This window comes from Lentzea sp. NPDC054927 (assembly GCF_053610285.1).
In genome coordinates this window covers 1-13,785 of sequence record NZ_JBSGXZ010000018.1, presented here as the reverse complement: position 1 = coordinate 13,785, position 13,785 = coordinate 1, and the positions used below count along the sequence as shown (strand labels likewise).

The window sequence follows — 13,785 nt, the reverse complement described above, 5'->3', positions numbered from 1 at the left end:
GCTCATGTGCATGAAGACGCGGCAAAAGGCAGGTTAGCCAGGGTGATGCGCCGGCAGCCGGTGCAACAGCGCGGCGCGGCTACTGTCTCCGCGATCCTGGACGCTTGTGCGAGCCTGCTGAACGAATACGACTACGACGACATCACCACGGCGCGCATCGTCGATGTGGCCGGAGTGCCCATTGGTTCCTTCTATCAGTACTTCCCGGACAAAAGATCCGTTGTGCACGCGCTGGCACTTCGCGGGATGGAGACCTATCTCCGCGAGGTCGAGGAGCTGTTCGCCGCCGATCTGATCGCGGACACGTGGCGCGAGGCCATGACGCAGATCGTCAGCGTCTACATGCGGATGCTGACCGAGCTGCCCGGCTTCGGGCGGGTGCGGTTCAGCGACATGCTGGACAGCCACCGGCTCGACTCCAGCGTCGACCAGTACGAGCTCATGGCCGAACGGCTGGCGGAGATGTTCGTCAACAGGTTCGGCGCGCACGGTGACGCCCCGGTGATGCTCACCTTCCGGATCGCCGTGCAGACCGCGGACGCGTTGTTCAAGCTCGCCGAACGCGTCGACGAGGACGACCGCGCGTACGTGGTCGGCACGGCGAACGAACTGCTCGCCGGCATGCTGGGGTCAGTTCTGGAGGCACCCCAGCAGGCGACTCCCACCCAGCAGTCAACTCCTGCTCAGCAGCCAACTCCCACTCAGAGTCCGTAGGCCTCGAGCATCCGCAGCCAGACCTCGCTGATCGTCGGGTACGAGGGCACCGCGTGCCACAACCGGTCCACGGTGACCTCTCCGACGATCGCGACGGTCGCCGAGTGCAGCAGCTCGGCCACGTCCTGACCGACGAACGTGACGCCGACCAGCGTCCGCGTGCGCTCGTCCACGACCATCCGCGTTTTGCCCTTGTACCCGTCCGCGTGCAGCGACGAGCCGGCGACCGCGATGTCGAGGTCGACCACCTTGATCTCACGGCCCTGGGCGCGCGCCTCCTCGGCGGTGTGCCCGACGAACGCCACCTCGGGGTCGGTGAACACGACCTGCGGCACCGCCACGTGGTCCGCCCACGCCTGACCGGCCGACCACTGCTTGGGTTCGAACCCGCGCGACCGCTCCAGGATCGCCGTGCCGGCCGCCCGCGCCTGGTACTTGCCCTGGTGCGTCAGCAGCGCACGCCCGGTGACGTCACCGGCCGCGTACAGCCATCGTCCGTCCACACCGGACACCAGGCAGCTGTCGTCGATGGTCAGCGGCTTGCCGTCCTTCGTCGCCGGCACCCGCCCGGTCGCGACGAGGATCTCCGAGCCCTTGACGACCCTGCCGTCCTGCAACGTCAGCGCACCCGGCGCGACAGCCGACGCACGCGCGTTGAGCAGCACCTCGACGCCGTCCTCCTGCAGGCCCTCGACGACCAACGGCCCGACGAAGTCCTCCAGCCGCGGCAACGGCCGGTCGCCGGACACCACCAGCGTCACCTTCGACCCGAGCCGCGCCCACGCCTGCGCCATCTCGACACCGACCACGCCGCCGCCGAGCACGACCAGCGAGTCCGGCACCTCACGCGCCGACGTGGCCTCGCGGGAAGTCCACACGGGAGTGTCGGCGATCCCGTCCAGCGGCGGCATCTTCGGCACGCTGCCGGTGCACACCACGACGGCCTGGCGGGCCCGGTGCACCTCACCGCCGACGGTGACCTCGCGCTCACCGGTCACCTCGCCGTCACCGCGGATGACGTGGATGTTCTCCGACTCGGCCCACTTGACCTGGCCGGAGTCGTCCCAGTTGGAGGTGAAACTGGTGCGTCGCGCGAGCACTTCCTTCGGGTCGAGCGAGCCCGCGTTCACGCCCTGCACGCGCCGGGCAGCCGCGAGCGCGTGACCGGGCCGGAGCAGTGCCTTCGACGGCATGCACGCCCAGTACGAGCACTCGCCGCCGACCAGCTCCTTCTCGATCATGGCGGTGGACAGGCCACCCGCGGCCGTCCGCCAGGCCACGTTCTCACCAACAGGGCCACCACCGATGACGATGACGTCGAAGTCCATGGCCGCCAGACTAGGCCCTGCGCCGAGGGCCCGTGTCCGCCGAAGCCGGGGCTGAGGCGGCCCCTGGGGGCACGGGCGGCAGACCCGAATACAACACCGGTGTGCGGGTCAGCCGCCCGCACCGCCAGGAACCACCTCAGCCGCGACTTCGGCGAACGAGACCCTCGGCGCAGGGCCTGCCTCGATCAAGAAAGCCACACGAGGCAGAAGGGATGCCCGACCGGGTCCGCGTAGACCCGGAACGTGTCGTCGTTGTCCTTCTGCAGCAACCGGGCGCCGATCTCCAGCGCCTTCGGTTCGGCTTCCTCGATGTCGTCGACCAGCACGTCGAGGTGGAACTGCTGCGAGCCGTGCGGATCGGGGAACGTGGGCGGCTGGTACTCGGGAGCCAGCTGGAACGCGATGCGCGTGCCACCGGCGACGATCACCACCCAGGTGTCGTCACCGCCGGCGAGGCGTTCGGCGCCGAGCAGTTTCTCGTAGAACGATGCCAGCTCGGAGGGGTTCGGGCAGTCGAGCACGACAGAGCGAAGTTGTCCGACCATGCCCTCCACCTTCTACCGGGTGGCGGGCAGCCGCAACGCCTGCTTGGCGATCGGGTCGAGCGCCTGGTCGCCCGCGCCGCCGGACCAGATCACGAACGCCAGCTGCACGTGGCTGCCCTTGACGCCGCTCGCGAACGCCGCGTTCTGCAGCGGTTTGCCGTCCGGCCCGTGCACGCCGCCGGAACCCGGCAGGGCGACGATCGAGTGCAACGCCTTCGCGCTCGGTGAGTCGAGCAGGTCCAGGTCGGCCACCAGCACGGTCGCCGGCTTGTTCTGGAACGTCGTCTCGTAGGTGGCGCGCAGCATCTCGCCGCACTCGTTCGCGATCAGCCACGCCTTGACGTCGCCGAACGCCTGCGCCTGGCAGTCCTTGTCCTTCTTGGCTTCCTTCGGCACGAACGCCGTGCCGTCCACGACCACCGTCGTCGGCTGCGGCACCGTCGGCTCCGGCGTCGACCCGTTCGCGTTGTCGTCCCCGCCGGACAGCAGGACCATCAGCCACACCAGCAGGACCAGCGCGATGATGCCGACGGCTCCGAGGAACGCCAGGGTCTTGTTCTGCCACAGGCTTTGGGGCAAGCGTTTGCGGTCGATCAGCGGCCTGGCCTGGATCTTGGGGATCAGCATCGTGTGCGCGGACGCGAGATCGGGGGAGACCGCGTCGCTGAACCCCTCGGAGAGGAGGGATCGCGCGTCCGGTGGCGTGCCGGTGGTCTGCAGGATCGCGAGGAGCTTCACCGCGTGGTCGGCCGTGCACGGCACCGTCGACGTCGCGAGCTCACGGGCAGCGGTGAGCAAAGTGGACGGTTTGGGGTGCAGCACCCGCACGCCGCGGTTGAGGTCGACGGTCGGCTGCACGACCTGACTCACGAACGGGCCGACCGCCACGACCGTGCTGACCGGCAACGGCTCCGCGCGCATCGCCTGGATCCGCTGTGCCACCGCGGTCGCCGCCGCCACGGCCTCGGTCGCCGGGTTCGGCGAGCCGTCCTGGCTGACCAGCGGCCAGCCGTCGATCTTCCACTGACCGCCGAGCGGCGCTTCGAGCTTCACCGCGGGGTCGGGGAGATCGACGCCGACGATCACCAGAACACCCTTGGGCAGCACGACGATCGCGTCGAGCGGCATCGGGCAGTCCGGTGGCTGCACGCCGATCAACGCGACACCACCCAGAGCTTGGGTACCCGCGCCGCACGCCGTGAGGGCGGCACGGACGTCCGCCCCAATGGCCGAAGGCTCAGCGCCCAGACGGATCAGCCGCACGAGTCCCTACCTTTCCGCACGGGGGGACACGGTAGCGGTCCGGGGTCACGCCGACGCAGCCAGTCGAGACGTTGCGTGACACCCGTCACCGATAAGTGGATCACTCGTTAGATGGATTGCCTGCCTATGTTCACGGAGGGTCCATGTACAAACGAGCCGCCCTGTTCGCCGTACTGCTCGTGGCCGCCGCATCCCCTGTCGCGACGGCCGCACCGGCCTCCACGGTCTACGTCCACGGAACCGACATCGCCGCCGCGGAACAGGCGGTCGAGGCCGCCGGTCTGCAGAAGCTGACCAGTTTCCGGAAGATCGGCGTGGTCGCCGCCCGAGGTGATGCCACGCGGATCTCCTCCGCCAGGAGCCAATCCGGCGTGACGCGCGTCGAGGTCCAGAAACCGATCAAGTTCCTCGGTTCGACCTCGCACACCGCCACCCGCGGCCTGGACGCCCGCAACAGCCTCGGGCTCACCGGCGCCGGCGTGTCGGTCGCGGTGATCGACTCGGGGGTCGACCCGACGCACCCGTCGTTCGGCGGCCGGATCGTCCGCAACCTCAAGAGCCTGTGCCTCGACGGATCGACGCAGACCAACTGCATCGTGCCGGTGCCGAACTTCCTCGACACCGACACCACGTCGCTGGGTGGCCACGGCACGCACGTCACCGGCATCGCGATCGGCGGCGACGTGCAGACCACCGGTGGCCCGGTGATCCGCGGCGCGGCGCCGGGTGCCAAGGGCGTCGTGATCTCGACCGGCGCGGCGATCCTCATCCTCGGCGCGGACGCCGCGCTGAACTGGGTGCTGGAGAACCACAACGCTCCGTGTGGCGCCGGTGTGCCCGCGTCGACCTGCCCGCCGATCAAGGTGATCAACAACTCCTACGGGCCGTCTGGCGGCGGGGCGTTCGACCCTGAGTCGGTGACGGTGAAGCTGCAGCGCCAGCTCGTGGACGAGGGTGTCGTCGTGGTGTGGGCGAACGGCAACGACGGCGGCGACGGTTCGGCGAACCTGTCCAACCCGCCCGGCGTCGACCCGACGCCCGGCGTGATCTCGGTGGCCTCCTACAACGACCAGGAGACCGGCACCCGCGACGGCGCGCTGTCGGACTTCTCGTCGCGCGGTCTCGCCGCGGACTCCGCGACGTGGCCGGACATCTCGGCGCCCGGCGAGAACATCACCTCGTCCTGCCGGCTCTACCTGCCGATCTGCGCGACCGGCCTGAAGCCGCAGAACGGGCCGGGACTGCTCGACCTGGGCACGTTCAACACGATCAGCGGCACGTCGATGGCGGCACCGCACATCGCCGGCATCGTCGCACAGCTGTTCCAGGCCAAGCCTTCCGCGACGCCCGCCGACATCGAGCGCGCGCTCAAGTCGACGGCCCACAAGTACGGCACCGGCTACCAGCCGGTCGGGCCGTTCACCTCGTCGTTCGACAAGGGCACTGGTCTGGTCGACGTGGTCGCGGCGGTAAACGCCCTGTAGATCACGATCACGCATCGCTCGGCCGGGGAGATCGGGACTTAAGACCTGTATCTGCCCCGGTCGGGTGATGATCGAGCTGGTTCTTATGGCGGACATGCCTCAAGTCGAGGCAGAATGCAGCGAGCGGGATTTCACGGTGATCACCTCACTCGGCAAAGGCGTAGGGGAAGACGTCCCTCGTCGAGTAGCGGAGGTCAGCAGTGAGCACCCGTGGCAGCACCAGTGGCGTGGTCTACGTCCACTCGTCGCCGTCTGCGGTCTGTCCGCACGTCGAGTGGGCGATCTCGGGCACCCTCGGTGAACGAGTGGACCTCAGATGGGCAGCGCAACCCGCCGCACCAGGCCAGTTGCGCGCTGAATGCGCATGGACCGGAGACGCCGGCACCGGCGCCAAACTAGTGGCTGCGCTGCGCGCGTGGCCGATGCTTCGCTTCGAGGTGACGGAGGAACCGTCACCTGGTCAGGACGGCGAGCGCTTCTGCTTCGCCCCTGTGCTGGGGCTCTGGCACGCCCGCACATCGGCGAACGGTGACATCGTGGTCAACGAGGACCAGCTGCGTGCTCTCGCGGTGAGAGCCCGGGGTGGCGAATCGTTCGCGCACGGCGTGGACGAGCTGCTCGGTGCCGCGTGGGACGACGCGCTGGAACCGTTCCGCCGTGCGGGAGACGGCGCTCCGGTGACCTGGTTGCACCGCGTTGGATGAGCGCCGTGCCTGATAAGTCCTGAGTGGACCCCGCTACCGTTTGGGCAGCGGGGTTTCCTCGTGGTGGGTGGGATCCCAGGCCAGCATGAGCTGTCCGTAGAGCTTCGACGTCTTCAGCAGGTTCTCGTGGGTGCCGAGCAACGGCTTGCCGCCGTCCATGACCAGCACGCGGTTCGCCCGCAGCGCCGAGCTCAACCGGTGGGCGATCACCACGAGAACTCCTTCCCGCTCCGCGAAAGCCCGTTCGACGCGGGCCTCGGCGGCGGGATCCAGATGCGAGGTCGCCTCGTCGAGGATCACCACGCTCGCGGACGTGACGTAGACCCGTGCGAGCGCCAGGAGTTGGGCCTCACCAGCGGAAAGTCCCTCGCCGGCGTGGCCGAGCGCGGCGTCCAGGCCACCGAGCCGATCCAGAAGTGGTTTGGCACCAACCTTTTTCACCGCTTCGACGAGATCCTCGTCGGTCGCCCACGGTGCGAGCAGGGTGAGATTTTCCCGCACGGTGCCGGTGAAGAGGTACGTCTCCTGTGGAATCAGCGCGATCGCGTGGTGCCGGATCGTGGGAACCACCAGGTCGACGGGGGCGCCGCCGAACAGGACGCTGCCGAAGTCGGGTGGCATCAGGCCGGTGAGCAGACTGGCCATTGTGGACTTGCCGATGCCGGACGGGCCGACCACGGCCAGGTGGTCGCCGGGCCTCAGGTCGAGTGACAGGCCGCGCACCACGGGTTCCGCGTCCGGGCTCCAGCTGAACGTGACGTCGCGCAGCACGAATTCGCCGTTGGACGGGACTTCCTCGCCTGTCTCCCCGCGCGCTTGCGGTGCGGCTTCCTGGAGTCGTTTGAGTGCGACCATCAGGCGCATCACGACCGTGCTGGTGGTGCGGGCGAGGCCGTGCAACGCGGGGTTCACGCTGTTGGTCAGGTAGACGACCGCTGCCAGCACCGCACCGGTGGTGAGCTGGCCGGACGCGACCAGCGGAGGTGCGAACGCCACCAGCAGCACGATCGGGGTGAAGCCGCCGATCGCGATCACCATGGCGCGCAACGAGTTCGCCCACGCGACCGTGATCGTGGCCCTGGCCTGCTGGTTGATCTGCGTGGAGATGTCCCGGTAGGCCTCGTCCGCGGCGTCGCAGGCGGCGACGTCGCGCAGCCCGGTAAGCACCGCGCCGGACGCTTCCGCGGTGCGTTCGTCGGCCATCACGGCGTCGCGCTGGCGTTTGGCCAGCGACGGGAGCATGAGTCCGAAGAGCACCAGCGCGGCCACGATCGGCAGCACGACCAGCCAGATCAGCGCGGCAGCGGTGGTGGCGAGGCCGATGAGCGCGGCGATCGTGGTGACCAGAAGGGCACGAGCCTGGATGAGCACGCCCGCGGTCGCGTCGCGGACCACCTCGACGTGCCGGGTGATCATGGCGACGGCGCTGGCGTCCGGCGTGCGGCGATGCGTCGGGTCGTTCAGGACGCCCCGGACGACCTGCGTCACCAGGGCGTCGCGCATGGGTTCGATGACGTCGCCGAGCCGGGCGAACACCTGGCGCTGACCGAGCGCGCCCACCACGGCGAGCGCGGCGAACGCGAGCAGCCAGAGGACGCCGGCCAGCGGGTTTCCCGCGGCGAAGCCCTTGTCGACAGCGGTGCCGACGAGCTTGCCGCCGAAGAACGCCGGAACGCCTTCGAGCATCGACCAGGCGAGCAGGATCAGGACGCCGCGGCGATGCCCGGCCAGTGTGGAGAGGTAGAAACGCATTTACTCGCCTCCGGTGAACACGGCTCGGTAGTCCTCGTCGTCCCACAACTCCTGATGGGTGCCGGTGCCGCGCACCCGGCCGTTCTCCAGCCACACCACGAGGTCCGCCCGTGCCGCCGTGGCCGCGCGATGCGTCACGACTACCCGCGTCCTGCCTGGTAGGGCCGTGGTGAGGGCTTTGTCCACTTTGGCCTCGGTCACGGTGTCCAAACTGGCGGTCGCGTCGTCGAGCACGAGGATCCCGGGGTCCCGCACGATCGCGCGGGCCAGTCCGATCCGCTGGGCCTCTCCGCCGGACAGCGGCACGTCGGCCACCGGGGTTTCATAGCCCTGGGGCAGACGGATCAGCACGTCGTGCACCTGAGCGGCGACCGCCGCGTCCCGGACCTGGATCTCGTCCGCGTCCGTTCCATAACCGATGGAACGACCGATCGTCGTGCCGAGCAACGCCGGACGTTCGAAGGCGTACCCGACCTGACCGTCCCGCGCGATCTCCCCGGCGTCCACAAGGGACAGTCCGCCGAGCACCGCGGCCAGCGTCGACTTGCCCGCGCCGGAGCTGCCGACGACCGCGGCGAACGCGCCTTCGGGGATCGCGAGGCTCACGTCGTGCAGTGCGCCTGCGACGCTGACGCCGCGCAGCTCGATGCCGGAGCCGCGCACGACCTCGGGCCGCGCGGGTGCCGGGGTGTCGAGCACCTCGGCGATGCGAGTCGCCGAGGCACGGGTGCGTTCCAGAGCGGTGAGCTGCGGGATCTGCCCGACGATGCCCATGCCGAGCGCGGTGTAGCCGAGTGCGGCGAGCACGTCGCCGGGGGTCAGCCTGCCTTCGAGAATGCCGAAACCGGCGGCGACGAGCACGGCCAGTTCCACGGCCGGCAGCAGGAGTCCCGCGCGCCACATCATCTTCGCCTGGGTGCGCCACATGCCGCCGCCCGCAGAGGCGAGGCGGGGAAGGGGTTGCAACACGCGTCCGGACTCGCGGTCGGCGATGCCCGCCGCGACGATCGTGTGCCTCCCGGCCACCGCGTCGAGCAGGCGGGCCGAAATCTCGCCGGAAACCTCCTGGTAGGCCAGCACGTCGTCGGCGGTGAGCTGCATGTGCGAGCGGACAAGCAGCATCGCCAGCGGCACGCTCACCGCGAACACCGCGGCGAGCCGCCAGTCCAGCAACGCCAGCGCGACGACGGATCCGGCCGACGACACCACCGCGATGATCAGGGACATCAGCGTGACCACCACACCGCCCGCGTTGCCGCAGTCACCGGTCAACCGGCTCACCGCGTCGCCGGCGGCGAACCGGGGCGGATGACCGAGTGAGAGCAGCCGGCGGGAGAGTCGTTTGCGCAGCCAGGCGGTGGCGCGGGTGGTGATGCTCGCGGCGAGCACGATGCCGATCGCGTCACCGATGATCTCGGTGGCCGCGAGCAGGAGCAGCCACAGGACGGTGACCAGCACGAACGTTCCGCTCAGCGCCATGTCCACGGCGTTGGCCAGCGCGGAGGGGAGCAACAGGCCGCCGGTCGTCGCCACGGCGGCGTTGAGGAGCAACAGCCACGGGCGGAAGTCACGCCTGACCGTGGAGAACAGCAGGGCGTCACCGGGTTTGGCCATCGGCTGTTCCTCCGGAGGTCATCAGGGCGCATCATGAGCGAGGGCCCGACAGCTGGCCGGCTGCCGGGCCCTGCAGTTGGCGGGTGAGCGGCATACTTCGCCTATGCCGCTCACTCACCGCGGTAGATCAGTTGAGGCGTGTGTCAGCAGGCCAGCAGGCTGACGGTGCTGTGCGAGCAGGGGAGCAGCAGGGACGCGTTGGACGCGGTCGTGGAGCCGCCGCCACCGCCGCCGCCACCCGACGCCATCGCGTTGCTCGGCGCCTCGGGGGTCTCGAGGTCCTGCATGTCGAGGATGAAGCCCATGACTGTCTCCTAATTTCGAGGGATCGATCTGTACTGCTACCGGTCGCTGAGGACCGGCGTTCGTGAGCCCAGGAAGGGCAGTGGTGCGCGGCCGTCCACTGTGGACGCGATGGCGAGCAGAACGCCCGCGCCGCCGGTGTTGAGGTCCATGGAAAGCCGCCGCAGCTGGACGCCGGGGAACGCGATCCCGTCACCGAGGCGCACGGCGTGCCAGCCGAGTGCGCGCAGGTGCCGCTGGACCGAGCGTTCGAGCTGGTCGTCCGGCTGGCGCCGGGTGGCGTGCGCGAGCGTGGCCATCAGTCCGGCCCTGCCCAGCGTGAACGCCGGTTGGATGACGAACTCGCCGGTGCAGCCGCTGAGCAGCTCTGGCAGCTTCTCGACGCACGGGCGGTCCGGCGCGACGACGGCGAACTCGGTGAGCGCCAACGCGATGCCCGCACCGCCGATGCCGACGTACGGCAGGCTCCGGAAGGTGCCGTCCCGCACCTGCAATGAACCGTCCAGCGCGATCATCGTCTCGGCCAGGTCGCGTTCGAGCGCCTGCTCCGACAGCCTGAGCCAGCGCCGTTCGCCGGTGTGCTCGAACATCCGCAGGAAGAACAACGCGGGACCGGACCAGCCGTGCAGCAGGCCCGCCTTCGCCTTGTCGCCTGGTCCCGGTGCGTCGGCCAGCTGCTTCGCCAGCCGTTCTGCCAGTTCCTCGGCCTGTGCGGCGAAGCTGTCGTCCTGGCGGGTGCCCGCGAAGTGCAGCAGGTTGAGGCCGATGCCGGACAGTCCGGCGCTGAGCCCGTGGTCCTGTGTGGAGGGAACGAGCGCGGCGTAGCTCTCGACGAGTTCGGTGGCGATGTCGTGGTGGCCGAAGTTCTCCAGCACGTGCGCGATGCCGTGTGCACCGACGAAGAAGCCGGGCTGCTTGGGCGGGTCCTTCCGCACCGTGTTGATCAGCCAGTCCTCGTGCTCGGGGTAGCGGCCTTGACCGCTGACGTCGAGCGCGTGCAGCACACCCGCCGCGCCGTAAGCGAAGCACGTGCCGCCGACCTCGAACTGCTCGATGTCGCCGGGGAACAGCCGGTCCGTCCGTTGTGGCGTCGCGCTGTGCAGGATCGCCGTGGCGATCTCCTTGCGGACGACCGTCCAGTCCGGGTTCTCCTCGTCGAACTCGGTGAACGCGGGGTCGGACGGCGGATCGACGCGCGGGGTGAGCACATCGATGATCGACTGGCCGTACTCGTCGCTGAGCCCGAAGCGTTCCTTGACGACCCGCACGTGCTGCGGGAGCTTGGCGGGTGCGAGCTCCAGCACCGTGTTGAGCGGCATGAAGATCCACAGCTTGAGCGCGGCGAGCGGGTGCTCGTCGATCTCGAAACCCTCGCGGTCGGCCGGCGCCTGGAACCCCGGCGCACCGAGGGTGGGCCGGTGCACGTCCTCGATCGTGGACGACAGCTCGAAGTCGATCAGCGACACCTCGTCGTCATCGTCGACCAGGATGTTGAGCGTGTGCAGGTCGCCGAACACGACGCCGCGCTCGTGCACCCGCGCCATCAGGTCGTCGACCTTGCCGATGAGGGCGAGCGCGCGCTCCTTGTACTCGGCGAGCTTCTCGTCGGTGGCTTCCTTGTGCGTCAACGGGTAGTTGTGGCCCAGCCACTGCCCGAGCGACCGTCCCGGCATGAACTCCATCGCGACGAAGAGGTGCTCCCACTCGGTGAAGCGGTCGTACACCTCCGGTACGCCCTGGACGCCGCTCAGCCTGGTGAGGATCTGGTGCTCGAGCTCCAGCCGGGTCACGGCGTCGCGTCCCTCGCGGTCGAGGCCGGCGTGCGGCCGGGCCTCCTTGAGCACGACCTCCTTGCCGTCGCTCTTGCGCGTCGCCAGGTAGACGCCGCCGCCGTTGGAGAAGTGCAGTGAACGCTTGATCTGGTAAGGGAAAGCCTCGGGGTCGCCGGCGTTGCGCTCGGCGAGGTGCGGCGCCAGGAACTCCGGCAGCTCGATCCACTCGGGCACGCTGAAGACCGGCTTGCGGGTGTCCGCGACCAGCTTGCCGTCCGGTCCCTCGATCGCGAGCACCTGCTGGCCGTCGATCTCGACCCACTGCTCGGAGAACCCGCCGAAGCGCACGTAGAGCGGCCCCTTGCCGTACCTCAGGTCGCTGAGGATGTAGGCACCGTGCTCGCCGGCGAGCAGCGCGCCGAGCTCGGTGAGGATCTGCTGGAGCTGCTCCGTGCCCGTGGGGTAGATCGTGATCAGCTTGCCGCTGCCCTCGCGAGGTGCGTACTTCGAGTTGCGGGCCAGCACGATCGAGATCGTCTGCAGGTACTTGAACGGAATTCGCCGCTCGGCGCAGTAGTCGAAAGTCGTCTGGAGAACCTTGGTCGCGTTGTCGAGACCGGCGGAGACGTGGATCTTCCAGCCCTGCTTCGGCAGCTGCACTCCCTGCGGGTGCAGGTACCGCCACACGTTGCGGTCGATCTGCACCCAGTCGACCGGCAGATCGGGCAGCTGGTGCGAGAAGTCGTCCCCGGGAAGGGTGCTTTCGGTGCTGCTCTGCAGATCGTAGAACCGTCGATCCGCGAAGCAGAACGCCTCGTATCTGAGGTCCACCGAATTCCCCTCCTCGTCAGTTTTGCGATTTCCTGATGCCGCATATTTCCGCACAATTCGACGCCTATGGCCAATCCGCCATTCGAGGCATATGGGTCCCCCGTTCGTGTCCGAATGACCGGCAGCTACCGGCCCGTATCTCACTGTTCGTGATGAGGTTTGGGACCATCTCACCCGGCTGCGAGGTTTGTTGATTCACCGGTCAGCGCACCCGGCCTGGGGTTTTACTAAACGAACCTGTGTCGTTCTGCATGTGGGCGTGGCGGTGAGCTGCAGTATTCCAGGCCGATCTCGACGTATAGTTAGGTGTTGGCAACCGTCATGCACGCACTGTGTTGTTGGTCTTTTCGGGTGAAGACCGAAGTGGCTTCAAATGCGCGTTTAGTGCTGCCATTTGGCGGTAATGGCTCACCCGAAGGAACTCATCCGGAGTATGAGATTGCGCTTCGGGAATTGTGTATCAATCATTGTCTTGCTACATGCAACTTGCAAATTCGCGACGAATATAATCTTTCGGGTGAAGTTTATGTTTGGATGTAACGGAGATCGTTTTGTGAGCGGTCCTCTGCTGTCCGGGCGTGTCGTGCGGGGGCGTGCGGCTAGGCTGCTGGTGTGGGGAGTGTGGCTAGCCGCTGGCTGGTGCCGGCCGTGGTGGTGATCACCGGTGCCGCGGTGGCGGCCGGGATGGTGGGGCGGACGGTGTACTCACGTCCTGCCGAGGCGAAGGGGTCGCCTGTGGTGCCGTCCTCGTCGGTTGCCGGGCCGGTGCCCGGGGTGGCTGAGGTCCGGTTGAGTCCTGACTCGTTCACGCATCCGGATCGGACCGCGGTGCAGTCGGTGTTGCAGAAGTACTTCGACTCGATCAACGCGCGGGATTTCGCCGGGTGGCGGACTGTGGTGTCGGCTCGGCGGGTTTCGGAGACCGAGGAGTCGGGCTGGATCGCCGCGTATGACACGACCCGGGATGGTGGGGTGGTGGTGCAGCGGGTCGAGTCCGATGTGGTGGGTCGGCGGTTGCGGGTGTTGATCTCGTTTGTGTCTACACAGGATGTTGCGAAGGCTCCGGTTGCGTTGCCGGAGCGGTGTATTCGGTGGCGGGTTGTGTATGTGATGGTGTGGGAGGGTGGGGCGTTGAAGGTGGATGACGCGCCGGAGAACCGGAACCCTCAGATGGAGAAGTGTTGAGGCGTCGCCGTTGGCGTACGCGGGTTTGAGGGTGGTTGGGTTGCGGGCGGCGAGTCCTGTTGCGTGCGTTTCCTGGGGGCGCTGCCCCCAGACCCCCGCCAATCTGATCAGGGGGTCCACGCCGTCAGCGGGTTGATGGCACGCCTGTTGCGTTGGGCGGAGTTGCGTTGCGTGGGTGGTGCGGTCCGGGCGGGTCCCCGTCACGAGCCGTACCAGAGCGAGCCACAACCAGGCAGGGGTGTCAAACGGACGAAAAGCGTGTCCGTTTGACACCCCTGCCTGGTTGCAGC

11 protein-coding genes are annotated in these 13,785 nt (G+C 68.3%); 4 read left to right on the top strand and 7 right to left on the bottom strand.

The genetic code is table 11. The features are described 5' to 3' along the window. Positions 1–45: 45 nt before the first annotated feature. Positions 46–714 carry a TetR/AcrR family transcriptional regulator gene (locus ACWGE0_RS23430; RefSeq protein ID WP_452263031.1) on the top strand — a complete coding sequence of 223 codons (669 nt, stop codon included), beginning with the start codon at positions 46–48 and terminating at the stop codon, positions 712–714. Here ACWGE0_RS23430 and ACWGE0_RS23425 read toward each other — a convergent pair. The 3 genes from ACWGE0_RS23425 to ACWGE0_RS23415 all read right to left on the bottom strand — a co-directional run bounded on the left by ACWGE0_RS23425 (position 702) and on the right by ACWGE0_RS23415 (position 3,850). Continuing rightward, a complete protein-coding gene (locus tag ACWGE0_RS23425) occupies positions 702–2,042 on the bottom strand; it encodes a dihydrolipoyl dehydrogenase family protein (RefSeq protein ID WP_452263030.1) in 1,341 nt (446 codons plus the stop codon). The genes ACWGE0_RS23430 and ACWGE0_RS23425 overlap by 13 nt on opposite strands. Before the next feature lie 185 nt (positions 2,043–2,227). Further along, a complete protein-coding gene (locus ACWGE0_RS23420) occupies positions 2,228–2,587 on the bottom strand; it encodes a VOC family protein (protein WP_319969991.1) in 360 nt (119 codons plus the stop codon). Between the two features lie 12 nt (positions 2,588–2,599). Next, positions 2,600–3,850: a hypothetical protein gene (locus ACWGE0_RS23415; RefSeq protein ID WP_452263029.1), complete on the bottom strand. Its 1,251-nt coding sequence runs from the start codon at positions 3,848–3,850 to the stop codon at positions 2,600–2,602. Positions 3,851–3,993: 143 nt separating this feature from the next. On the opposite strand from ACWGE0_RS23415, the gene ACWGE0_RS23410 reads away from it, so the two are divergent. Both ACWGE0_RS23410 and ACWGE0_RS23405 read left to right on the top strand, forming a co-directional pair. Further along, positions 3,994–5,334: a S8 family serine peptidase gene (locus ACWGE0_RS23410; RefSeq protein ID WP_452263028.1), complete on the top strand. Its 1,341-nt coding sequence runs from the start codon at positions 3,994–3,996 to the stop codon at positions 5,332–5,334. A gap of 200 nt (positions 5,335–5,534) precedes the next feature. Further along, positions 5,535–6,038 (top strand): DUF3145 domain-containing protein, encoded by a 504-nt coding sequence (locus ACWGE0_RS23405; protein ID WP_112263647.1) that lies wholly within the window; start codon positions 5,535–5,537, stop codon positions 6,036–6,038. Between the two features lie 33 nt (positions 6,039–6,071). Here the strand turns inward: ACWGE0_RS23405 and ACWGE0_RS23400 are convergent, their stop codons facing one another. The 4 genes from ACWGE0_RS23400 to lanKC form a co-directional block, all read right to left on the bottom strand. Next, positions 6,072–7,790, bottom strand: coding sequence for an ABC transporter ATP-binding protein (locus ACWGE0_RS23400; protein WP_452263027.1), 1,719 nt, complete (start codon positions 7,788–7,790; stop codon positions 6,072–6,074). Next, positions 7,791–9,404, bottom strand: coding sequence for an ABC transporter ATP-binding protein (locus ACWGE0_RS23395; RefSeq protein ID WP_452263026.1), 1,614 nt, complete (start codon positions 9,402–9,404; stop codon positions 7,791–7,793). 143 nt (positions 9,405–9,547) lie between these two features. Next, positions 9,548–9,709, bottom strand: coding sequence for a SapB/AmfS family lanthipeptide (locus ACWGE0_RS23390; RefSeq protein WP_086665831.1), 162 nt, complete (start codon positions 9,707–9,709; stop codon positions 9,548–9,550). A gap of 36 nt (positions 9,710–9,745) precedes the next feature. After that, a complete protein-coding gene (gene lanKC, locus ACWGE0_RS23385; protein WP_452263025.1) occupies positions 9,746–12,310 on the bottom strand; it encodes a class III lanthionine synthetase LanKC in 2,565 nt (854 codons plus the stop codon). A gap of 612 nt (positions 12,311–12,922) precedes the next feature. Between lanKC and ACWGE0_RS23380 the strand changes: the two genes are divergently transcribed. Beyond that, positions 12,923–13,495 (top strand): hypothetical protein, encoded by a 573-nt coding sequence (locus ACWGE0_RS23380; RefSeq protein WP_452263024.1) that lies wholly within the window; start codon positions 12,923–12,925, stop codon positions 13,493–13,495. Positions 13,496–13,785 lie beyond the last annotated feature (290 nt).

What these genes read in the sequence shown, in the direction of transcription:
- ACWGE0_RS23390 (WP_086665831.1), bottom strand. Translation starts at nt 9,709, where the DNA reads ATGGGCTTCATCCTCGACATGCAGGACCTCGAGACCCCCGAGGCGCCG.
- ACWGE0_RS23400 (WP_452263027.1), bottom strand. Translation starts at nt 7,790, where the DNA reads ATGCGTTTCTACCTCTCCACACTGGCCGGGCATCGCCGCGGCGTCCTG.
- ACWGE0_RS23430 (WP_452263031.1), top strand. Translation starts at nt 46, where the DNA reads ATGCGCCGGCAGCCGGTGCAACAGCGCGGCGCGGCTACTGTCTCCGCG.
- ACWGE0_RS23425 (WP_452263030.1), bottom strand. Translation starts at nt 2,042, where the DNA reads ATGGACTTCGACGTCATCGTCATCGGTGGTGGCCCTGTTGGTGAGAAC.
- ACWGE0_RS23410 (WP_452263028.1), top strand. Translation starts at nt 3,994, where the DNA reads ATGTACAAACGAGCCGCCCTGTTCGCCGTACTGCTCGTGGCCGCCGCA.
- ACWGE0_RS23420 (WP_319969991.1), bottom strand. Translation starts at nt 2,587, where the DNA reads ATGGTCGGACAACTTCGCTCTGTCGTGCTCGACTGCCCGAACCCCTCC.
- ACWGE0_RS23395 (WP_452263026.1), bottom strand. Translation starts at nt 9,404, where the DNA reads ATGGCCAAACCCGGTGACGCCCTGCTGTTCTCCACGGTCAGGCGTGAC.